This window comes from Rahnella sp. Larv3_ips (genome assembly GCF_003697865.1).
GTDB classification, from domain to species: Bacteria; Pseudomonadota; Gammaproteobacteria; order Enterobacterales; family Enterobacteriaceae; genus Rahnella; species Rahnella rivi.
Window position 1 is genome coordinate 427,108 of record NZ_MJIB01000005.1, and the last position, 22,693, is coordinate 449,800.

General features: G+C 52.6%; 23 protein-coding genes. 18 read left to right on the forward strand and 5 right to left on the reverse strand.

Annotation, left to right across the window (positions count from 1 at the left end; genetic code table 11):
* Window positions 1–258 precede the first annotated feature (258 nt).
* The 4 genes from ED901_RS10780 (at window position 259) to ED901_RS10795 (ending at window position 3,492) form a co-directional block, all read left to right on the forward strand.
* Entirely contained in the window at window positions 259–1,155 is an 897-nt protein-coding gene (locus tag ED901_RS10780) for an amino acid ABC transporter substrate-binding protein (protein ID WP_056771522.1), read from the forward strand.
* Window positions 1,156–1,349: 194 nt separating this feature from the next.
* The gene (locus tag ED901_RS10785; protein ID WP_056771518.1) at window positions 1,350–2,090 is read left to right on the forward strand and encodes an amino acid ABC transporter permease; all 741 of its coding nucleotides are present in this window, start codon (window positions 1,350–1,352) and stop codon (window positions 2,088–2,090) included.
* Between the two features lie 2 nt (window positions 2,091–2,092).
* On the forward strand, window positions 2,093–2,770 hold the full coding sequence (gene gltK, locus ED901_RS10790; RefSeq protein WP_122095879.1) for a glutamate/aspartate ABC transporter permease GltK: 678 nt from the start codon (window positions 2,093–2,095) through the stop codon (window positions 2,768–2,770).
* The gene (locus ED901_RS10795; RefSeq protein WP_056771512.1) at window positions 2,767–3,492 is read left to right on the forward strand and encodes an amino acid ABC transporter ATP-binding protein; all 726 of its coding nucleotides are present in this window, start codon (window positions 2,767–2,769) and stop codon (window positions 3,490–3,492) included. Before gltK ends, ED901_RS10795 begins: the two co-directional genes overlap by 4 nt.
* Window positions 3,493–3,544: 52 nt before the next feature.
* On the opposite strand, the gene ED901_RS10800 is transcribed toward ED901_RS10795, so the two are convergent.
* A complete protein-coding gene (locus ED901_RS10800; RefSeq protein WP_056772013.1) occupies window positions 3,545–4,039 on the reverse strand; it encodes a zinc ribbon-containing protein in 495 nt (164 codons plus the stop codon).
* 270 nt (window positions 4,040–4,309) lie between these two features.
* Here ED901_RS10800 and leuS point away from each other — a divergent pair, with 270 nt between their 5' ends.
* From leuS to lipA, 14 genes are all read left to right on the forward strand, one after another.
* Complete coding sequence (gene leuS / locus ED901_RS10805) at window positions 4,310–6,892, forward strand: leucine--tRNA ligase (RefSeq protein WP_056771509.1); 2,583 nt, start codon at window positions 4,310–4,312, stop codon at window positions 6,890–6,892.
* 14 nt (window positions 6,893–6,906) lie between these two features.
* Entirely contained in the window at window positions 6,907–7,554 is a 648-nt protein-coding gene (gene lptE, locus ED901_RS10810) for an LPS assembly lipoprotein LptE (RefSeq protein ID WP_122095880.1), read from the forward strand.
* Complete coding sequence (gene holA, locus ED901_RS10815) at window positions 7,551–8,576, forward strand: DNA polymerase III subunit delta (RefSeq protein WP_056771502.1); 1,026 nt, start codon at window positions 7,551–7,553, stop codon at window positions 8,574–8,576. Before lptE ends, holA begins: the two co-directional genes overlap by 4 nt.
* Before the next feature lie 29 nt (window positions 8,577–8,605).
* Window positions 8,606–9,274 (forward strand): nicotinate-nucleotide adenylyltransferase, encoded by a 669-nt coding sequence (nadD, locus tag ED901_RS10820; protein WP_205965096.1) that lies wholly within the window; start codon window positions 8,606–8,608, stop codon window positions 9,272–9,274.
* 208 nt (window positions 9,275–9,482) lie between these two features.
* Complete coding sequence (gene rsfS / locus ED901_RS10825; RefSeq protein WP_056771497.1) at window positions 9,483–9,800, forward strand: ribosome silencing factor; 318 nt, start codon at window positions 9,483–9,485, stop codon at window positions 9,798–9,800.
* 3 nt (window positions 9,801–9,803) lie between these two features.
* The gene (gene rlmH / locus ED901_RS10830; protein WP_056771495.1) at window positions 9,804–10,274 is read left to right on the forward strand and encodes a 23S rRNA (pseudouridine(1915)-N(3))-methyltransferase RlmH; all 471 of its coding nucleotides are present in this window, start codon (window positions 9,804–9,806) and stop codon (window positions 10,272–10,274) included.
* Between the two features lie 43 nt (window positions 10,275–10,317).
* The gene (gene mrdA, locus ED901_RS10835) at window positions 10,318–12,222 is read left to right on the forward strand and encodes a peptidoglycan DD-transpeptidase MrdA (protein ID WP_122095882.1); all 1,905 of its coding nucleotides are present in this window, start codon (window positions 10,318–10,320) and stop codon (window positions 12,220–12,222) included.
* A 6-nt stretch (window positions 12,223–12,228) separates the two neighbouring features.
* Window positions 12,229–13,341: a peptidoglycan glycosyltransferase MrdB gene (gene mrdB, locus ED901_RS10840; RefSeq protein WP_056771490.1), complete on the forward strand. Its 1,113-nt coding sequence runs from the start codon at window positions 12,229–12,231 to the stop codon at window positions 13,339–13,341.
* Window positions 13,342–13,350: 9 nt separating this feature from the next.
* On the forward strand, window positions 13,351–14,487 hold the full coding sequence (gene rlpA, locus ED901_RS10845) for an endolytic peptidoglycan transglycosylase RlpA (protein WP_122095883.1): 1,137 nt from the start codon (window positions 13,351–13,353) through the stop codon (window positions 14,485–14,487).
* 139 nt (window positions 14,488–14,626) lie between these two features.
* On the forward strand, window positions 14,627–15,835 hold the full coding sequence (gene dacA, locus ED901_RS10850) for a D-alanyl-D-alanine carboxypeptidase DacA (protein WP_056771485.1): 1,209 nt from the start codon (window positions 14,627–14,629) through the stop codon (window positions 15,833–15,835).
* Between the two features lie 125 nt (window positions 15,836–15,960).
* Window positions 15,961–16,224: a DUF493 family protein YbeD gene (ybeD, locus tag ED901_RS10855; protein ID WP_056771481.1), complete on the forward strand. Its 264-nt coding sequence runs from the start codon at window positions 15,961–15,963 to the stop codon at window positions 16,222–16,224.
* Between the two features lie 57 nt (window positions 16,225–16,281).
* A complete protein-coding gene (gene lipB / locus ED901_RS10860) occupies window positions 16,282–16,980 on the forward strand; it encodes a lipoyl(octanoyl) transferase LipB (protein WP_122095884.1) in 699 nt (232 codons plus the stop codon).
* A 168-nt stretch (window positions 16,981–17,148) separates the two neighbouring features.
* The gene (locus ED901_RS10865) at window positions 17,149–18,087 is read left to right on the forward strand and encodes a YbeF family transcriptional regulator (RefSeq protein WP_056771474.1); all 939 of its coding nucleotides are present in this window, start codon (window positions 17,149–17,151) and stop codon (window positions 18,085–18,087) included.
* 360 nt (window positions 18,088–18,447) lie between these two features.
* Window positions 18,448–19,413 carry a lipoyl synthase gene (lipA, locus tag ED901_RS10870; protein ID WP_056771471.1) on the forward strand — a complete coding sequence of 322 codons (966 nt, stop codon included), beginning with the start codon at window positions 18,448–18,450 and terminating at the stop codon, window positions 19,411–19,413.
* A 131-nt stretch (window positions 19,414–19,544) separates the two neighbouring features.
* Here the strand turns inward: lipA and tatA are convergent, their stop codons facing one another.
* The 4 genes from tatA to ED901_RS10890 all read right to left on the reverse strand — a co-directional run bounded on the left by tatA (window position 19,545) and on the right by ED901_RS10890 (window position 22,674).
* Entirely contained in the window at window positions 19,545–19,751 is a 207-nt protein-coding gene (gene tatA, locus ED901_RS10875; RefSeq protein ID WP_056771468.1) for a Sec-independent protein translocase subunit TatA, read from the reverse strand.
* A 240-nt stretch (window positions 19,752–19,991) separates the two neighbouring features.
* Window positions 19,992–20,789, reverse strand: a complete 798-nt coding sequence (locus ED901_RS10880; protein WP_122095885.1) for an amino acid ABC transporter ATP-binding protein — start codon at window positions 20,787–20,789, stop codon at window positions 19,992–19,994.
* Entirely contained in the window at window positions 20,786–21,769 is a 984-nt protein-coding gene (locus ED901_RS10885) for an amino acid ABC transporter permease (protein WP_122095886.1), read from the reverse strand. Before ED901_RS10885 ends, ED901_RS10880 begins: the two co-directional genes overlap by 4 nt.
* Entirely contained in the window at window positions 21,766–22,674 is a 909-nt protein-coding gene (locus ED901_RS10890) for an ABC transporter substrate-binding protein (RefSeq protein WP_122095887.1), read from the reverse strand. The genes ED901_RS10885 and ED901_RS10890 overlap by 4 nt, the downstream gene beginning before the upstream one ends.
* Between the last annotated feature and the right edge of the window lie 19 nt (window positions 22,675–22,693).

A 22,693-nucleotide genomic window follows, 5' to 3' on the forward strand; every position in this document is an offset into this window, starting at 1 on the left:
CTACATCTGTTTGAAAGATATCTGATTAGTGACATTTTTTGACGTCTTGCATCATTTTGGTACAAAAAGGCTGTTCCTCATGCACTTTTGAAGTGCATAGCCTGTTGTCTGCTTTGATTTGGTGCGCGCCCCGTCTCAAAAAAGAAACAATGTTGTTTCATAAATTTCACATTCAGTTATTTTCTAGCTTCATATGACGAGGCATTAGCACTTTCTGATCCCTGAGTTTGGATCCCTAATGACAGCAAGGAGTTGGACATGCAATTGCGCAAATTGGCGTTATCAGTACTGTTGGCAAGCGTTGCCGCAAGCAGCTTTGCCCACGCGGAAGAACTGACCGGCACTCTGAAAAAAATTAAAGATAATGGTGTTATCGTCGTCGGTCACCGTGAGTCCTCGGTGCCATTCTCTTACTACAATAACGAACAGAAAGTCGTAGGTTATTCACAGGACTATTCCAACGCTATCGTTGATGCAGTCAAGAAAAAGCTGGACCTGCCCAACCTGCAAGTAAAAATGATGCCAATCACCTCGCAAAACCGTATCCCGCTGCTGCAAAACGGCACTTACGATTTTGAGTGTGGTTCAACCACCAATAATCTGGAACGTCAGCAACAAGCGGCCTTCTCAGACACCATCTTCGTTATCGGCACCCGTCTGTTAGTCAAAAAAGGCTCAGATATCAAAGATTTCTCTGACCTGAAAGGCAAAACCGTCGTGGTCACCTCCGGCACCACCTCTGAAGTGCTGCTGAACAAACTGAACGAAGAGAAGAAACTGGATCTGCGCATTATCAGCGCCAAAGACCACGGTGACTCTTTCCGTACGCTGGAAACAGGCCGTGCGGTTGCGTTCATGATGGATGATGCACTGCTGGCGGGCGAACGTGCTAAAGCCAAAAAACCTGATAACTGGGAAATCATCGGTACGCCGCAGTCGAAAGAAGCTTACGGCTGCATGATGCGTAAAGACGATGCGGAATTCAAAAAACTGGTTGATGACACCATCGTGAAGGCGCAAACCTCCGGTGAAGCAACCAAGTGGTTTGAAACCTGGTTCAAAAAACCTATTCCTCCGAAAAACCTGAACATGAACTTTGAATTGTCTGACGACATGAAAGCCCTGTTCAAAGCACCAAACGATAAAGCACTGTAATAGTAAGCAGACGGGTAGTACCGGGTATTAAAAATAAAGGCTGGCCAACCAGCTTGTGATGATGGTCCGAAAGGACAGACAGACCAGATGCGGGGTGGTCGTTCCCCACCCCGCATTTTTTCCGCCACTCACCCATGTTTATGGTTACGTCATCACTCAGAGGGGTAGTTTATTACCCGTGTCATGGAGTTTTTATGTCAATAGATTGGAACTGGGGCATCTTCCTGCAAGACGCCCCCTTCGGCAATACCACCTATCTGGGCTGGATTTGGAATGGATTTCAGGTCACGGTCGCGTTGTCGATTTGTGCCTGGATTATTGCCTTCTTCGTCGGCTCCCTGTTCGGTATTTTGCGTACCGTCCCCAACCGTTTTCTCTCCGGCATCGGTACCTGTTACGTTGAATTGTTCCGTAACGTGCCGCTGATTGTGCAATTCTTTATCTGGTATCTGGTGGTGCCTGAGCTATTGCCGGAAAACATCGGCATGTGGTTCAAATCAGAACTCGCGCCGAACGTGCAGTTCTTCACTTCTTCCGTTATCTGTCTCGGCCTGTTTACCGCTGCCCGCGTGTGCGAGCAGGTACGCGCCGCCATCCAGTCGTTACCCAGCGGACAACGCAATGCCGGTCTGGCGATGGGGCTGACGTTGCCTCAAACCTACCGTTATGTGCTGCTGCCAAATGCCTACCGTGTGATCGTTCCACCGATGACCTCCGAGATGGTCAATCTGGTGAAAAACTCCGCCATTGCCTCAACCATCGGTCTGGTGGATATGGCGGCACAGGCCGGTAAGCTGCTTGATTACTCTGCGCATGCGTATGAATCATTTACTGCCATTACCGTCGCCTACGTCCTCATTAATGCGGTGATTATGCTGCTGATGCATTTTGTAGAACGTAAAGTCCGCCTGCCGGGCAACATGGGAGGTAAATAAATATGCATGAATTTGACTGGAGTTCTATTGGCCCCGGCCTGCCCTATCTGTGGCAAGGCATGGTCATTACCCTCAAGATCACCTCACTGGCGATTGTCGTGGGGATCCTCTGGGGTACCCTGCTGGCGGTAATGCGTCTGTCGACCTTCAAACCGATCAGCTGGTTTGCCTCGGCGTACGTCAATCTGTTCCGTGCGGTTCCTCTGGTGATGGTGCTGTTGTGGTTTTATCTGATTGTGCCGGGCTTTCTGCAGAAAGTGCTCGGGCTGTCACCGAAAACCGATATCCGCCTGATTTCCGCGATGGTGGCATTTGCGTTATTTGAAGCGGCTTATTACTCAGAGATTATCCGTGCAGGGATCATCAGTATCGCCCGCGGGCAGTCTTCTGCCGCACTGGCGCTGGGCATGACCCAGTGGCAGTCGATGAAGCTAGTTATCCTGCCGCAGGCCTTCCGTGCGATGGTGCCTTTGCTGCTGACGCAGGCCATCGTGTTGTTCCAGGATACCTCGCTGGTCTATGTGCTCGGCCTCGCAGACTTCTTCCGCAGCGCCTCCAACATTGGTGACCGTGACGGTACGCTGGTGGAGATGGTGTTGTTTGCAGGACTTATTTACTTTGTTATCAGCCTTTCCGCTTCCTTGCTGGTGCGCTATTTGAAGAAAAGGACCGTTTCATGATTTCACTGAAGAATGTTTCTAAATGGTACGGGCACTTCCAGGTGCTCACCGATTGCAGTACCGAAGTTAAAAAAGGTGAAGTTGTGGTGGTGTGCGGGCCGTCCGGGTCAGGGAAATCGACGCTGATTAAAACCGTTAACGGCCTCGAGCCCGTGCAAAAAGGGGAGATTCTGGTTAACGGCACACAGGTGAACGACAAGAAAACCAATCTGGCGCAGCTGCGGGCGAAAGTCGGCATGGTGTTCCAGCATTTCGAACTGTTCCCGCATTTGTCCATCATTGACAATCTGACGCTGGCTCAGGTCAAAGTGCTGAAACGTAATCAGGCGGAAGCAAAAGACAAAGGGCTGAAACTGCTGGATCGTGTGGGGTTATCTGCGCACGCCAACAAATTCCCCGGTCAGCTTTCCGGAGGACAGCAGCAGCGCGTGGCGATTGCCCGTGCACTGTGTATGGATCCTATCGCCATGCTGTTTGACGAACCGACCTCCGCGCTTGATCCGGAAATGATCAATGAAGTGCTGGACGTCATGGTTGAGCTGGCAAACGAAGGCATGACGATGATGGTGGTGACCCACGAAATGGGCTTCGCCCGCAAAGTGGCTAACCGCGTGATCTTCATGGATGAAGGAAAAATTGTGGAAGATCGGAATAAAGACGACTTCTTCAATAATCCGCAATCCGATCGTGCCCGTGACTTCCTGGCAAAAATTCTGCACTGATAAGATGATTCAGCCTGCCACCGGGAGAACCCGGTGCAGGCTGACTTATCAATCAAGGTTCAAAAGCATGGCGTGAAAATTCAGTATGTCCGCATTTAGGGCATTTACTCAGGATTTCAGGCGTATACACCGCCAGGCTGAACTGGCAATTCTCACACACCAGATTCCCCAGCCCCACCACTTCCCCGCTGTGATACACACCGTGATGATTCACGTCTTTAAAGACTTCTTTCCATTCAAGCTGCGTTTTGTCGGTCATGTCCGCCAGCTCTTTCCACAGACTTTCTTTCAGTACCCGCATAAACACGCTGTCGGTGCTGTCATCAGCGACGGCCTGCTGGTTCTCGGTATAATTACGGGCAAATTCATGCAAATCACGCCGCACGGCGGAGGTTAACTGTTCAATCTGGATTTCAGACAGCTTGCCTTCCTCCTGCAAACGTACGCGGGCATCCTGTACCAGCGCACTGATATCACGTTCACCATTTTTTAATCGCTCAGTCAGCGAAGTGACTAACTGACGGTAATTTTGGGTAATATTGCTCATCATTTCCTCTCCTTGAACACACATAACCGTTCACCCGGCAGTTGCTTACTTGTCTTTATTTTAGTCGTAAATCCCTGATCCGTGGCGAAGATTATCCCGGCCTGCTTCGCAGATTGTGAATAATGGGCCATATGCGGGCAGAAATCCCCGTTAGCCCGTCGCTGGGTGTTGTTGCTGCCTCTGCTTATCGGCTATGCTATGCGGATCTTTTGATTAAAACTTTTTGAGCTACAGGCGTAGCTGTTTTCACTCACAGGACCACCGGCCGCCATGCAAGAGCAATACCGTCCAGAAGACATCGAGTCACACGTTCAGCTTCACTGGCAAGAGAAGCAAACTTTCAAAGTTACCGAACAGCCTGGCAAGGAGAAGTACTACTGTCTCTCCATGTTGCCTTACCCGTCAGGCCGCCTCCACATGGGGCACGTGCGCAACTACACCATCGGTGACGTGATTTCCCGTTATCAGCGCATGCTCGGTAAAAACGTTCTGCAGCCAATCGGCTGGGATGCATTCGGCCTGCCAGCTGAAGGCGCGGCGGTGAAAAACAACACTGCCCCTGCGCCATGGACGTACGAAAATATCGAATACATGAAGAACCAGCTAAAACTGCTGGGCTTCGGCTATGACTGGGATCGCGAAATTGCGACCTGCAAACCCGATTACTACCGCTGGGAACAATGGTTCTTCACCAAGCTGTATGAAAAAGGCCTGGTTTATAAGAAGACTTCCGCGGTGAACTGGTGCCCGCATGATCTGACCGTTCTGGCGAACGAACAGGTGATTGACGGCTGCTGCTGGCGTTGTGATACCAAGGTAGAACGCAAAGAAATTCCACAGTGGTTTATCAAAATCACCGATTACGCCGATCAGTTGCTTAACGATCTGGACACGCTGGAAAGCTGGCCGGAGCAGGTGAAAACCATGCAGCGCAACTGGATTGGCCGTTCCGAAGGCGTGGAAATCACTTTTGACGTGGCTGACAGCGACGAAAAAGTGACGGTTTACACCACCCGTCCGGACACCTTCATGGGCGCGACTTATGTCGCCGTGGCAGCGGGTCATCCGCTGGCGCAACAAGGTGCACAAAACAATCCCGCCCTGAACGATTTCATCGACGAATGCCGTAATACCAAAGTGGCCGAAGCAGAAATGGCGACAATGGAGAAAAAAGGCATGGCAACCGGCCTGTTTGCTATTCACCCGCTGTCCGGTGAAAAGCTGCCAATCTGGGTCGCTAACTTCGTTCTGATGGAATACGGCACCGGCGCAGTGATGGCCGTTCCGGGTCACGACCAGCGTGACTGGGAATTCGCCACCAAATATAACCTGCAAATCAAACCGGTTATCCTGAACGCCGATGGCAGCCATCCTGAAATCACCGCAGAAGCGATGACCGAGAAAGGCACGCTGTTCAATTCAGGCGAATTCGACGGGCTGAACCACGAAGACGGTTTCAATGCCATTGCTGACAAACTGGTTGCTCAGGGTGTCGGTCAGCGCAAAGTTAACTACCGTCTGCGCGACTGGGGGGTTTCCCGTCAGCGTTACTGGGGCGCCCCTATCCCGATGATCACGCTGGAAGACGGCACCGTGATCCCGACACCAGAAGATCAACTGCCGGTCATTCTGCCGGAAGATGTGGTCATGGACGGCATCACCAGCCCAATCAAAGCCGACCCTGAGTGGGCAAAAACCACCGTGAACGGCATGCCGGGTCTGCGTGAAACCGACACCTTTGACACCTTCATGGAGTCTTCCTGGTACTACGCACGCTACACCTGTCCGCAATACGACGAAGGTATGCTGGATCCGGCTGCGGCCAACTACTGGCTGCCGGTTGATCAGTATGTGGGCGGTATCGAACACGCCATCATGCACCTGATGTACTTCCGCTTCTTCCACAAACTGATGCGCGATGCGGGTCTGGTTGATTCTGACGAACCGGCTAAACGTCTGTTGTGTCAGGGCATGGTATTGGCTGATGCCTTCTATTACACCGGCAACAGCGGCGAACGCGTCTGGGTTTCCCCGGTAGATGCCACCGTTGAGCGTGACGAGAAAGGCCGTATCACTAAAGCGACCGACCCGCAGGGCCGTGAGCTGGTGTATGCCGGTATGAGCAAGATGTCCAAGTCTAAAAACAACGGCATCGACCCTCAGGTTATGGTCGAGAAATACGGCGCAGACACCGTACGTCTGTTTATGATGTTCGCTTCTCCGGCAGAAATGACGCTGGAATGGCAGGAGTCCGGCGTTGAAGGGGCTAACCGCTTCCTCAAACGTGTCTGGAAACTGGCCTTTGAGCATTCCCAAAAAGGTGCCACCGCCGCGCTGGATGTTGCGTCACTGAACGAAGCGCAGAAAGATTTGCGTCGTGATGTGCATAAAACCATTGCGAAAGTGACCGATGATATCGGCCGTCGTCAGACCTTTAATACCGCGATTGCCGCTGTGATGGAACTGATGAACAAGCTGGGCCGTGCGCCGCAGGAAAGCGAACAAGATCGCGCCCTGCTGCAGGAAGCCCTGCTGGCCGTGGTTCGCATGCTTTATCCGTTCACTCCGCACGTGTGCTTCAGCCTCTGGCAGGCGCTCAACGGCGAAGGTGATGTGGATACCGCACCGTGGCCACAGGCTGATGAACAGGCTATGGTCGAAGACTCCAAACTGGTCGTTGTGCAGGTGAACGGTAAAGTGCGTGCTAAAATCACCGTAGCCGCTGATGCTACCGAGCAACAAGTGCGCGAGCGTGCGGCAGAAGAACATTTGGTCGCTAAATATCTGGATGGGGTTACGGTTCGCAAAGTAATCTACGTCCCGGGCAAACTGCTTAACCTGGTTGTAGGTTGAGTCAAGGAGGAGCTGTGCGACATCGAATAGTGACACTGCTGCTGACCGCAGCAGTCATGGTTACCGCAGGCTGTGGATTCCACTTACGTGGAAAAACCAATGTGCCTGACGAACTGCAAACTATCGTTCTGGACAGCGGGGATCCGTACGGGCCGTTAACGCGGGATATCCGTTCACAATTGCGTTTAAGCAATGTGACAATCGTTGATGATCCAACCGGTAAGCACAAAGATATTCCATCACTGCGAATCGGGCCTGAACTAAGCGGTCAGACTACTGCCTCGGTATTCCAGGACGGTAAAACGGCTGAGTATCAGATGCAGATGAGCGTCAGCGCGACGGTTCTGATGCCGGGTAAAGACATCTATCCGCTCCACGTGACTGTCTTCCGTTCATTCTTTGATAACCCGTTAACGGCGTTGGCAAAAGATAACGAACAGGAGATTATCCGGGAAGAAATGCGTCAGCAGGCCGCTCAACAACTGATCCGTAAATTATTAACGGTTCACGCGTCTGAAATGCGTAAAGCAGAGCAAGTTGATGGCCAGGTAGAAGTGATCACTACCGGTTCCTCTGCCAGCAAATCCTCTGATGCCATGACGTCCCCGTCGTCTGTTACCCCTGCGGTATCAACGACACCGGCCAGCACAACGGCACAATGATCCGAGTTTACCCGGAACAACTCGACGCGCAGCTCCGTGAAGGGCTGCGCGCTTGTTATGTGTTATGTGGCAATGATCCGCTTCTTTTGCAGGAAAGTCAGGACAGCATCCGCAAAGCGGCGCAGCTGGCTGATTTTCAGGAACACTACACGTTTATTCTCGATGCCCATACCGAATGGGATTCAATTTTCAGCACCTGTCAGGCACTGAGCCTGTTTGCCAGCCGGCAGACACTGATGTTGATGCTGCCTGAAAATGGCCCTACCGCGCCAATGGCAGAACCGTTACTGAAGCTGACCACGCTGCTGCACGATGATATTTTGCTGGTCCTTCGTGGCACAAAACTCACCAAAGGCCAGGAAAACAGCGCGTGGTTTAAAGCGCTGAGTGATAAAGGCGTGTTTGTCAGTTGCCAGACGCCGGAGCAGGCACAGCTCCCACGCTGGGTAACCCGCCGTGCAAAAGCCCTTTCGCTTGAGCTCGATGAGCCCGCCAATCAGCTACTATGCTACTGCTACGAAGGCAATTTACTGGCTTTAGCACAATCCCTGGAACGCCTTTCACTGCTTTATCCGGACGGGAAACTGACATTACCCCGGGTAGAAGCGGCCGTGAATGATGCGGCGCATTTCACGCCATATCACTGGCTTGATGCACTGCTGGCGGGAAAAAGTAAACGCGCCTGGCATATTTTGCGTCAGCTGCAACAGGAAGACAGCGAACCGGTAATATTGTTGCGCACTGTGCAACGCGAACTGCTGATGTTGCTGAACCTGAAACGTAAAATGGACAGCACGCCGCTGCGTACGTTGTTCGATCAGCAAAAAGTCTGGCAAAATCGCCGCACACTGGTGACGCAGGCGCTTCAGCGTTTATCTCTGGAAGAACTTTATCGGGCGGTACGTTTGCTGACGCAAATGGAAATTACGCTCAAGCAGGATTACGGTCAGTCCATTTGGCCGGAGCTTGAAAGTCTTTCCATGCTACTTTGTGGCAAACCTTTACCCGCCAGTTCGTACTGACGCAGGACTTGGACATTTCCATGCCGGTTATCCCTACGCTCTCCTCTGACGATACTGAGCCGTTACAGGCTTTTTTTGGCGGGACTTTCGATCCTGTTCATTTCGGCCATCTCAAACCAGTCACGCGTCTGGCGCAGGACATCGGTCTGGAACGTGTGACGTTACTTCCCAACAATGTCCCCCCGCATCGCCCGCAACCCGGTGCCAGCCCGCAACAGCGTTTGCGCATGGCAGAACTGGCCGTGGAGGGGAATCCGTTATTTTCAGTGGACCCCCGTGAGCTGTCCGTCGACACCCCATCGTACACCATTGAGACACTTGCAACGTTACGTAAAGAACATGGCGAGAGCTGTCCTCTGGCGTTTATCATTGGCCAGGACTCGCTGTTGACGTTACATAAATGGCATCGCTGGGAGTCTTTGCTGGATTTTTGCCACCTGATTGTCATGGCACGACCGGGTTATCAGGAACAACTCGATACACCGGCGCTCCAGCACTGGTATGATGCCCACCGGGTGACTGAGCCTCAAAAACTCAAACAACGCCCTGCCGGTTTCATTTATCAGGCGCATACACCTTTGCTGAATATTTCAGCGACACAAATTCGCGAGCGCCGCCAGGCCGGTCTTGATTGTTCAGATCTGCTGCCTTTCGCCGTTGAGCGCTATATAGAATCACAGGGCTTGTACCGCGCGTAGCCATCGCGTGGTATACTGCGCCGCTAAATTTCGGCTCCCGATAACGTCGCGTCTTTCATCAATTTAATTTATTGATTATTAAACGCTTTAAGACGTTTTACAGATTGCCGCTATGCCACTCCTTCATGAGAACGATCATCGCTCAGGTGCTTCACCGGCGGACGTCTTATGGAGTCAACGTGTTTCAAAACATCCCCAGGGGGAACCTTTGCAAGGTAAAGCGCTCCAAGATTTTGTTATCGATAAAGTCGATGACCTGAAAGCACAAGACATCATTGCCATTGATGTTGTAGGTAAATCCAGTATTACTGATTGCATGATTATTTGTACCGGTACATCCAGCCGTCACGTTGTCTCTATCGCCGGTCACCTGGTGGAAGAAGTCAAAGCCGTGGGCATTGATGCAATGGGTGTAAAAGGCATTAACGAAGCCGACTGGGTTGTTGTCGATCTGGGTGAAGTGATTGTTCACGTCATGCAGGAAGAAAGCCGTCAGCTTTACGAGCTCGAGAAACTCTGGGGCTGATACGTGAAACTGCAACTTGTCGCCGTCGGCACCAAAATGCCAGACTGGGTACAAACCGGTTTTACCGATTATCTGCACCGTTTTCCCAAAGATATGCCGTTTGAACTGACTGAAGTTCCGGCAGGGAAACGTGGGAAAAATGCAGACATCAAACGCATTCTTGAAAAAGAAGGCGAACAGATGCTGGCTGCAGTCGGAAAGGGAAACCGCATTGTCACGCTGGATATTCCAGGGACACCGTGGGAAACCCCGCAACTGGCGCAACAACTGGAACGCTGGAAACAGGACGGGCGCAACGTCAGCCTGTTGATAGGCGGTCCGGAAGGGCTGGCACCGGCCTGTAAGGCCGCGGCGGAACAGAGCTGGTCGCTCTCTCCGTTGACGCTTCCGCACCCGCTGGTTCGGGTTCTGGTCGCGGAAAGCCTTTACCGCGCCTGGAGTATCACCACCAATCATCCATACCACCGCGAATAACGGGTGGTGAATTGAATGTCAGCAACATGAATTAAGTAGTGGGATGAAAATAGATCGTAACCCTTTTCGCGACTATACGGCTGAATCAGCCCTCTTCGTGCGCCGTGCACTGGTGGCGTTTATCGGCATTCTGCTACTTAGCGGTGTCCTGGCCTTCAATCTGTATAACCTGCAAATTGTTCGTTTTCAGGACTACCAGACCCGTTCCAATGATAACCGGATTAAGCTGGTGCCCATTGCGCCCAGCCGCGGGATTATCTATGACCGCAACGGCACCCCCCTGGCGCTAAACCGCACCATTTACCAGCTCGAACTGGTACCGGAAAAGGTGGATGACTTACAGGCCACGCTGGAAGCCCTCAAGCCTATCGTCGATTTAACCTCTGACGATATCGATAATTTTAAGAAAGAACGTCAGCGTTCCCGCCGCTTCACGTCCATTGCGGTCAAAACCGCACTGACAGAAGTTCAGGTCGCCCGTTTTTCTGTAAACCAGTTTCACTTCCCCGGCGTGGAAGTAAAAGGCTATCAGCGCCGCTACTATCCTTACGGATCTGCGCTGACGCACGTCATTGGCTATGTGTCGAAAATTAACGATCGTGATGTGGAACGTCTGGATAAAGACGGGATTCTGGCAAACTACGCGGCCACGCATGATATCGGCAAACTCGGCATCGAACGCTATTACGAAGACACCCTGCACGGCAAAACCGGTTACGAAGAAGTCGAAGTTAATAACCGTGGACGGGTGATCCGCCAGTTGCACGAAGAACCGCCGCAGGCAGGTAAAGACATTTATCTGACCATCGATCTGCCTTTGCAGCAGTATATTGAAGAACTCCTGACCACCAGCCGCGCGGCGGTAGTGGTGAGCGATCCGCGTGATGGTGCGATACGCGCGCTGGTTTCCAACCCAAGCTACGATCCGAATCTGTTCGTCGAGGGGATCTCCAGCAAAGATTACACCCGTCTGCTAAACGATGCCGATAAACCGCTGATCAACCGCACCACGCAGGGCGTGTATCCACCGGCCTCAACGGTAAAACCTTACATTTCTGTGTCTGCGCTGACCTCCGGCGTGATCACCAAAAACACCTCATTATTTGATCCGGGCTGGTGGCAGTTACCAGGCTCGGATAAGCGTTATCGCGACTGGAAACACTGGGGGCACGGGCGTCTGAACGTCACCAAAGCGCTTGAGGAATCCGCCGATACTTTCTTCTACCAGGTTGCGTACGATATGGGTATCGACCGGCTTTCAGAATGGATGGGCAAATTTGGTTACGGGCATTATACCGGGATCGATTTATCGGAAGAGCGCAGCGGAAATATGCCAAACCGTGACTGGAAGTTTAAACGCTTTAAGAAACCCTGGTATCAGGGTGACACCATTCCGGTCGGCATCGGGCAAGGCTACTGGACAGCCACGCCGATACAGATCATGAAGGCGATGACGACGTTGATCAATGACGGGGATGTCAAAACACCGCATCTGTTGTTGAGTACCACAAATGACGGCAAGCAGGTGCCTTATCGCCAGGAGGAAACCACGCAAATTGGTGATATCCATTCCGGCTACTGGGAAATTGCCAAAGACGGCATGTACGGCGTAGCCAACAGGCCGAACGGTACCGCAAGGAAATATTTTGCTGATGCGCCTTACAAAGCCGCGGCGAAATCCGGTACAGCACAAGTTTACGGTTTGAAAGCCAATGAAATCTATAATGCGCATAAGATTGCCGAGCATCTGCGTGACCACAAACTGATGACCTCTTTTGCCCCGTACGACAAGCCCACCGTGGCTGTTGCCGTGGTGCTGGAGAACGGCGGTGCGGGTCCGGCGGTGGGGACAATTTCCCGACAGATCCTCGACCATATTTTATTGGGCGACAACAAGACACAATTACCGGCTGAGGCCCCCGTGGCACCCGGAACCGAAGGTGATTAACCGGCAATGACTGAGAACCAACAAAAAAGATCATTGTGGTCGAAAATGCATATCGACCTGACGATGCTGCTGATCATTCTTGCGCTACTGACCTACAGTGCGTTCGTGATGTGGAGCGCCAGCGGTCAGGATATGGGCATGATGGAACGTAAAGTCGGCCAGATCCTGATGGGGCTGGTGATCATGCTGGTCATGGCGCAAATCCCGCCACGCGTCTATGAAAGCTGGGCGCCGTATCTCTATATTTTCTGCGTATTCCTGCTGGTGCTGGTGGATGCGTTCGGCAGTATCAGTAAAGGCGCACAACGCTGGCTGGATCTGGGCATCATCAAATTCCAGCCGTCAGAACTGGCAAAAATCGCCGTACCGCTGATGGTGGCGCGTTTTATCAACCGCGACGTCTGCCCGCCTTCGCTGAAAAATACCGCCATTGCGCTGGCGCTGATTTTCATCCCTACCCTGCTGGTGGCGGCACAGCCCGACCTCGGCACCTCGATTCTCATCGCCGCTTCCGGCTTGTTCGTGCTTTTCCTGTCAGGCATGAGCTGGAAACTGATTGCCGTCGCCGCCATTCTGGTCGCGGCCTTTATCCCGATTCTGTGGTTCTTCCTGATGCACGATTATCAGCGCGACCGCGTGATGATGTTGCTGGATCCGGAAAGCGATCCGCTCGGGGCGGGCTATCACATTATTCAGTCGAAAATTGCCATCGGCTCAGGTGGTTTCTCCGGTAAAGGCTGGCTGCACGGCACCCAGTCCCAGCTGGAATTCCTGCCGGAACGCCACACCGACTTTATCTTTGCCGTGCTTGCCGAGGAACTGGGGCTGATTGGCGTTCTGGTGTTACTCGGCCTGTACTTATGCCTGATTATGCGCGGACTGATGATCGCCGCCCATGCCCAGACAACCTTTGGGCGGGTGATGTCCGGCGGCCTGATGCTTATACTGTTTGTCTATGTGTTTGTTAACATCGGCATGGTCAGTGGTATTGTCCCGGTGGTTGGGGTACCTTTGCCTCTGGTCAGCTATGGCGGGTCAGCACTCATCGTGCTAATGGCAGGGTTTGGTATCGTCATGTCGATACATACTCATCGAAAAATGATGTCAAAAAATTTATAGAGGTGAGCAATGCGTAAGGAGTGGCTTGGAGCTGTCATTATCGGTTTGCTGTTAAGTGGTTGTGCCACTGAAGAGACACAGCAACAACAACCGGCACCGCAGCAAGCCTACAATGGCCCTGTGGTAGAAATCGGCGGGGCTGATCCGCGTTACGAACCTTATAACCAGGGCACGATGCAGGATTATACCGTTAACGGTAAAACCTATAAAATCGTCAAAGATCCGTCCAACTTCTCGCAGGTAGGTCAGGCAGCCTGGTACGGGCAAGAAAACGGCGGGAACACGACCGCGATTGGCGAAGAATTTGATCCGACTGCCATGACCGCCGCCCACCCTACACTGCCGATCCCAAGCTATGTGCGCGTGACGAACATGGCAACCGGCCGCATGCTGGTCGTGCGTGTCAATGACCGTGGTCCTTATGTGCCGGGTAAAATTATTGACCTGTCACAAGCCGCCGCCGATCGCCTGAATCTGACCAACAGCACGAAAGTACGTATCGATTTCATTAATGTGGCGCAGGACGGCACGATGACAGGGCCGGGCACCATCGGCACGACCGTCGCCAAACAGTCTTACGCATTGCCTGCGCGCCCGAGTTTAGGGGCCAGTGAAATGGGCACGCCAACGCTGTCTGCTGAACCGGTAAATGCTGCGGATGTCCGTCCGATCAGCAACAGTACGCTGAGCAATCCAGGCGCTGCCCCGCTCACAAATGATGAGAGTGGAAATGCCAGCGTCACGGCCGAGACGCAATCCGGTAACAGCGGCAGCGGAGGTTTCCTCAGTGCACCGACGCCGCTGCGTAATGGCGTTCTTGAAAGCAGTGAACCTGTCGCCGCACCGGTCATGGCCAGTGCAGCGCCTGTCGCCGCGACGGCTGCCGTGGCAGCATCTGCGCACACGTCTGCCATCCCGACCTCAGGCTATATGGTTCAGGTTGGCGCGCTGAGTAATCCGCAAAATGCACAGCTTTGGCAGAAAAGCCTCAGCCAGCGTTTCTCGGTGCCAGGAAAAGTTCAGGCTAATGGCAGCACCTATCGCGTGCAGCTCGGCCCGTTCAGCACCCGCCAGCAGGCCGAACAGTTGAAACAACGACTGGCCAGCGAAGCACAGCAGCAATCCTTCGTCACAGCCGGTATGTAACCGATTGGAACAGGGCGTAAGCCCTGTTTCATAAGTAAAAATCAGTAAGCGCCGGTAATCGCAGATGTCTGACGTCTGACTCTTCTGCTATAGTGACGCACGTTTATCACCTACTCCTACGGATGTTGTTGTCCCGATCATGAAACTTGTAAACACTTCACGTCTCGTCAAAAGCCTCGCATTTGGCACCGTCATCTCCTTCAGTGCAGCGTCCGCTTATGCCGACGATGTTAATTTAAAAACAATGATCCCTGGCGTTCCGCAAATTGATGCAGAAGCCTATGTCCTGATCGACTACAACTCCGGCAAAGTGTTGGCAGAAATGAATGCCGATGCGCGTCGTGACCCGGCCAGCCTGACTAAAATGATGACCAGCTACGTGATCGGTCAGTCCATCAAAGCAGGTAAAATCAGCCCGACCGATATCGTCACCGTCGGCCAGGATGCCTGGGCAACCGGCAACCCGGTCTTCAAAGGTTCTTCCCTGATGTTCCTCAAACCGGGCGATCGCGTGCCGGTTTCTGAACTGAACCGTGGCATTATTTTACAATCAGGTAATGATGCCTGCGTGGCGATGGCTGACCATGTCGCCGGCAGTCAGGACGCCTTCGTTGCCATGATGAATAACTACGTCAACGCGCTCGGCCTGAAAAATACCCACTTCGGTACAGTTCATGGTCTGGATGCGGAAGGCCAGTACAGCTCGGCGCGTGATATGGCGTTGATCGGCCAGGCACTGATCCGCGATGTGCCGGAAGAGTACGCCACCTACAAAGAGAAAGAATTCACCTTTAACAATATCCGCCAGATGAACCGTAACGGTTTACTGTGGGATAACAGCCTGAACGTGGATGGCATCAAAACCGGTCATACCGAATCTGCAGGTTATAACCTGGTGGCTTCAGCGACTGAAGGCCAGATGCGTCTGATCTCAGCGGTGATGGGTGGTCACACCTACAAAGGGCGTGAAGTTGAAAGCAAAAAGCTGCTGACCTGGGGCTTCCGTTTCTTCGAAACCGTTTCTCCGCTCAAAGCAGGCAAAGAGTTCGCATCTGAACCCGTCTGGTTTGGTGATACCGATCGTGTGGCGCTGGGCGTGGAAAAAGATGCTTACCTGACCATCCCTCGCGGTCGTATGAAAGATTTGAAAGCCAGTTACGTCATCAATACGCCAGAACTGCACGCACCATTGCAGAAAAATCAGGTGGTCGGCTCGATCAACTTCCAGCTTGATGGCAAAACCATTGATGAGCGCCCTCTGGTTGTCATGAACGAAGTGAAAGAAGGCGGTTTCTTCGGGCGTATCGTGGATTACATCAAACTGATGTTCCATCACTGGTTTGGTTAATTTGCCTGCTTGAAATAGTTTGCAACAGTACCCATATAGTGGGTATAGATATTAGCTCCCGCTCCGGCGGGAGTTATACTTTCAGAGACAATACTTAATACGCGGTACAACACGCTGGAGTGCACATGAAAACCAAACTGAACGAACTGCTCGAATTCCCTTGCACCTTTACCTACAAAGTAATGGGCCTGGCACAACCCGAGCTGGTGGACCAGGTTGTGGAAGTCGTGCAACGCCATGCGCCTGGCGATTACAATCCTCAGGTAAAACCGAGCAGCAAAGGGAATTTCCACTCCGTTTCTATTACGATCACTGCCACGCACATCGATCAGGTCGAAACCCTGTACGATGAGCTGGGTAACATCGAAATTGTCCGCATGGTGCTGTAAGCCCTTTCTGAATGATCCGCGCCTGAGCGACTCTCTCGCGCGGTTTTTCCCCTTCTGATGACGATAACCGCCGTGCAATCACAAAATCCGCAAGAACGTATCGTACTGCGCCAGCTTGGCCTGCAGCCTTATGAACCGGTTTCACTGGCTATGCATCATTTCACTGAACACCGTACAGCCGACTCTTTGGATGAGATCTGGCTGGTTCAGCATCACCGCGTCTTTACTCAGGGTCAGGCGGGCAAAGCAGAACACGTGCTGATGCCGGGTGATATTCCTGTTGTCCAGAGCGATCGCGGCGGCCAGGTGACCTACCACGGCCCCGGCCAGCAGGTGATGTACGTGATGGTAGATTTGAAGCGGAAAAAGCTCGGCGTACGCCAGCTAGTTACCGCCATCGAACAGACCGTTGTTGATACGCTGGCGCATTTTTCCATTGATGCCTATCCGCGTGCCGATGCGCCGGGTGTGTATGTTGATGGCAAAAAAATCTGCTCTCTCGGGCTGCGCATTCGCAAAGGATGCTCACTGCATGGTCTGGCGCTGAACATTGATATGGATTTGGAACCTTTCCATCGTATCAACCCTTGCGGTTACGCCGGGCTGGAAATGACGCAGGCCAGTCTTGAGAAGCCGGGGCTGACGGTTGATGACGTCATGCCTGTACTGGTAAAATCTTTTAATCATCAACTTAATTATCTGCAGGTTGATGATCTTCCATGGCGGCCGGAGGCATATTCCTCCCCCACCCTGTGATGCCGGATTGTGTATCAGGCAGGCAAAACGACTAATAACGAGTTTTACGGCGAGATTTGGTTTAGTATCACCGGGTTAAGTATCGCAAAGCATCTGATCGCTTACGGATAAGCGCACCCCCGGCCACCCGCACGCCGGGACAGTCTTCAACACTGTCAGGAATGTTTTATGGATGATAAAGATATTAGTGCCAGCCTGAATAAGCTCCGCAATTTGGATCTCAACCTGCTGACAGTTTTTGAAGCGGTGTATCTGCACAAAGGCATTGTTCATGCAGCAAAAGCGCTGAACCTGACTCCGTCGTCGGTCAGCCAGTCTATTCAAAAGCTACGCAATACCTTCCCTGATCCTTTGTTTATTCGCAACGGCCAGGGCATCAGCCCGACAGCCTATGCCACTAACTTGCATAAACACATCAGTCAGGGACTCAGCGCCATTCTCACCGGGCTGGACTTCACGCACGATAATGATAAATCTCGCGTACTGACGGTGAGTTGTTTCCCCTACATTGCGCTGATTACTTTCCCGCTGATCCTCAAAGAACTTGAGAAAATAAACTGTAACTACACCCTGAAGCACCTTCCGCTCAGTGATCCTGAAGATACCCTGATCCAGCACCGTGCCGATTTAGTGATCGACACCAGCCCGTTGTTCAACAAATCGCTCAGGGGCTGCACGCTGATGTCGGATCACACCGTATTTGTGTGCCGCGAGAACCATCCGACCGTGAGCAAAACGCTGACGACTGAACAGGCGCTGACCATGCCGCAAACGACGATCATGACCAATGCCAGCGACCTGAGAAGAATGCAGTTTGAGCTCAGTGAATCCCTGCCCGATCGCCCGATTGTGTTCACCAGTTATAACGCGATCAATATTCTCTCAATGGTTGCCAATACTGATCTGCTGGGCATTTTGCCGGAAAAGATGGTGGATATGTTCGCCCCCACGTTCAAAGTGCAAAAACTGAGCTGCGAAATTCCCACACTGTCATACAGCGTGATCATGTATTACAACAAAACCGCCAAGAGCGACAAAACCTTGAGCATGATTATCGATGCTATTGATGTTGCGTTCGCCGGGCAGGAAAAGCGTTCTCGTTCGTAACGTCTGAAAGATTAACCCGATGCCCGGGGGAATACCGGTTTTCCTCTTGTAAATTTCCACGGGCAGTTAAAAATTTACACACCATTAACACCCTCCTGCCTCGCCCGCCACACCCGGTAAATACCTTTTATTTTCAGTTGATTATGATAATGCATAACCCGCGATTATCTCTTCAGGGTGTGACTCAGGTTAAATATTTGCAGCATTTAGCACTTCATGTCATGACGAAGGGCTGAACGAAGTGATGCTTCAATGATATAATTTCCGCATTATTTCTACTTTTTTTGATGAATCAGCCAGTTCATTGAATGTCCTGAAAAATCTCGAGTTACGAGAGACAAACCTGGAAGCTGCAAGACTATGAGTAAACCGATTCAGATGGAACGCGGCGTTAAATACCGCGATGCAGATAAGATGGCGTTAATCCCGGTGAAAACCGTGGTCAGCGACCGGCAGGAAATGTTACGTAAGCCGGCATGGATGAAAATCAAATTGCCTGCCGACTCATCCAAAATTCAGGGCATCAAAGCGGCACTGCGCAAGAACGGCCTGCACTCCGTTTGTGAGGAAGCGGCCTGCCCGAATCTGTCAGAATGCTTTAACCACGGCACCGCGACCTTTATGATCCTCGGCGCCATTTGTACGCGCCGCTGCCCGTTCTGCGACGTGGCCCATGGCCGCCCGACCGCGCCAGACACTAACGAGCCTGAAAAACTGGCACAGACCATTGCGGATATGGGCCTGCGTTATGTGGTGATCACCTCGGTTGACCGTGACGATCTGCGCGACGGCGGTGCTCAGCACTTTGCCGATTGTATTGCCGCCATTCGTCTCAAAAACCCGACGATTAAAATCGAAACGCTGGTGCCTGATTTCCGTGGCCGTATGGATCGCGCGCTGGACATTCTCAATGAGACACCGCCAGACGTCTTCAACCACAACCTGGAAAACGTTCCGCGCGTTTACCGCCAGGTGCGTCCGGGGGCAAACTACGAGTGGTCGCTGACCCTGCTGCAACGTTTCAAAGAAGCGCATCCGGAAGTGCCTACCAAGTCAGGCCTGATGGTGGGGCTGGGTGAAACTAACGAAGAAATTATCGAAGTGATGCGCGATCTGCGCCGTCACGGGGTGACCATGCTGACGCTCGGCCAGTACCTTCAGCCAAGCCGTCACCACCTGCCAGTGCAACGTTACGTAAGCCCGGAAGAGTTCGATCAGATGAAAGAAGCCGCGATGGAAATGGGCTTCACTCACGCGGCCTGCGGTCCGTTCGTGCGTTCGTCTTATCACGCCGATCTGCAAGCGAAAGGGATGGAAGTTAAATAATCTGAGGCGCTGAAGTCACCTTCAGCGCTTAATATTTTGTTACTTCTTTATGCCTGAATGCAAAAAAGGTTGTTCGCGAGAACAACCTTTTTTATTTTGGCCGCCACGCCAGAGACTTCAGTACGGAATACTCAGTCTTTATGCTCTACGCGCTTTTCTTCTTCAGCCGTTTTTTCAGCTGTCGCAGGTGCCGGGGTAGCATCATCATTCATCGCTTTCTTAAAGCCACGCAGTGCAGCACCCAGGTCACCGCCCAGAGAGCGCAACTTGCTGGTACCGAACAACAGAACGATCAGCACGCCGACCACTAACAATTTAGTAATACTTAGACCTTCCATAAATACCTTCTTTACACTGAGTGCCAGAAAACAGCGGTAACAACCTGTCATTATTAACGGCCATTCACGACGCTAATACAAACCGAAAATGTAACAGAACGGATCCAGTATTGTGCGCATTATGACCAGCGACGGCGATTATGAGCGAGAACCACCTGCTCATAAAGCACTTCTGCCATCAGCTGGAGGAAATACGCTGCAAACTTGATGTTGACCCGGATTTTGTTGCACCGCTGCCCGTCAGATAAAGCGGCTTAAGAAGGCCTGCGTGCGCGGATGCTGTGGATTAACCAGCACTTCGCCCGCCGTTCCCTGTTCGACCACAACACCGCGATCCATAAACACCACGCGGTCTGCCGCCTCTTTCGCAAAACCAATTTCATGCGTCACAACAATCATCGTTAAGCCCTGCTTCGCCAGATCCCGCATGGTCGACAGCACTTCGCCCACCAGTTCCGGGTCGAGCGCCGAGGTCGGCTCATCGAACAGCATCAGTTTAGGTTTCACCGCCAGCGCGCGGGCAATGGCCACACGCTGTTGCTGTCCGCCAGAGAGATGGCGCGGATAAGCATCGGCTTTATCGCTCAGACCGACCTTTTCCAGCAGCTCGCGGGCATATTTTTCCGCCTCCTGCCGCGACTCTTTATGCACGCCAACCGGGGCTTCGATAATATTTTGCAGCACGGTCATGTGCGGATAAAGATTGAATTGCTGGAACACCATACCGATATCCCGGCGCTGGCGTGCAATCGCCCGTTCAGACAATTTATGCAGCCGCTCGCCACGCAGCTCATACCCGATCTGCTCGCCACCCACCATGATTGAACCGCGATCGATATCTTCCAGATGATTGATACAGCGCAAAAATGTGGATTTACCCGAGCCCGAAGGCCCGAGGATGACCACAACTTCGCTGGGTTTCACATCCAGATCTATGCCTTTCAGCACTTCATTGTCGCCGTAACTTTTATGCACGTTACGGGCAACCACCAGTGACGCCGGTTCGGATGACCCGATGTCGGAGGGGAAATGACTCATAAGTCCTCCTTTCGGGCCATGCCCGGTGAATTCATGATCGGCGCGGCCTTTTCTTCCGCAGCATGTTGACGGCGCTTCACGCTGGGCAACGTGCGGCGCGTGCCACGGGAGTAGTAACGCTCGATGGCGGACTGTCCGAGATTAAGCAACGACGTGATGAACAGATACCAGATCACCGCAACCATCAGCATCGGCACCACTTCGAAGGTCCGGTTGTAAACGGTTTGCACCGAATATAACAGGTCACCCATGGCAATGACGCTGACCAGCGACGTCGCTTTGATCATACTGATCAGCTGGTTACCGGTAGGCGGAATGATCGAGCGCATGGCCTGAGGAATAATGATCCGGCGCAGCGCACGGCCACGGCTCATGCCAAATGCCTGGGCCGTTTCAGCCTGACCGTTATCGACTGACAGCAAACCGGCGCGAATGATTTCTGCCATGTACGCGGCCTCATTCAGCGCCAGCCCCGCAATGGCGGCCGTCAGCGGTGTGATCAAATCATTGGTATTCCAGCTCATGTATTCAGGGCCAAACGGAATGCCCAACACCACGCGCGGGAACAACGTCGACATGTTGTACCAGAACAACAGCTGAACCAGCAGCGGGGTACCCCGGAAGAACCAGATATAAAGCCCTGCCAGCTGCCGCAGCAATAAGCTGTTCGACAAACGCGCTATCGCCAGCATCAGACCAATGAACACACCGAGCACCATTGAAACGACGGTCAGGCCGAGCGTGACGCCCAGACCTTTAATCACCGTACCTTCCGTGAACCATTGGGCAACAACGTGCCATTCAAAGTTTTTATTCTGCGAGATGCCCCAGAGAACATCCGCGGCGATCAGCAGCACCACAATCCATGCCACCCAGCGGCCAACGCTGCGTGGCGCATGGGAGAACTCAACGTTACGACGTGGATCCTGCGTATAGTCGTCCTTGACTGCCGGCTTTAAACTATACGTTTTATCGGTCATTTAGGTTGTGCCTTTGCCAGATTGATGCCCGGTGCCTGGATCATGTTGCCTTCCAGACCCCATTTTTTCATGATGATGGCATAGGTACCGTTATCAAAAAGCTTCTGATAACCGGCGAGAATCGCATCCCGCACCGCTGAGTCTTTCGGCACCACCGTCCCCTGGAAAATATCACCGAAACCATTCGGCTGGCCGGTACCGGTCAGTTCCAGCTGGCCATTGGCTTTCTCAACAAAATAGGTCAGCGGCGCCTGAGAAGAGAAGAATGCGTCAGAGCGGTTGGAACGCACCGCCAGAATGGAGGTTGGCTGATCGCTGAACGATTGCACGGTCACGGCAGGTTTGCCGTCTTTCACGCACACCTCAGACTGCTTGCGGATAACCTGTTCCGCTGAACCCCCCGCCATCACGGCAATGCGTTTGCCGCAGGTATCGCCGAGAGCATTGATCTTTTCCGGGTTGCCTTTACGCACACCAAACACAACGAACTCTTTGACGAAATCGACGAAATCATTCTTAGCCTGACGATCAGGATAATCGCCAATCGGGCCGATGCCCATCTGGTAGCGGCCAGCGGCCATACCGCTGAGGATCCCGGACAAACCGGTCACCGAGGCATGTTCAATTTTTACACCCAGCACTTCTCCCAGCGCATGGGACAAATCGGCACTCGCGCCGTCGAGGCCGTTGCTGCCGGTCACGATTTCATAAGGAGGGAAAGAGCCATTATTCACAGAGGTCATTACACCCGACTTCTGAATGTCCGCAGGTAATTTGGCGTGGATCGCCGGGTCCATCGTCTGAGTCGGGATCGCAACACTTTCAGCAGCAAAAGCATTTAAGGAAGACACGGAAAGTAAAGCAGCAGTCAGCACCGCGGCCTGACGTAATTGTTTTGCCATCATCTCTTATTCCTCTGTGTAA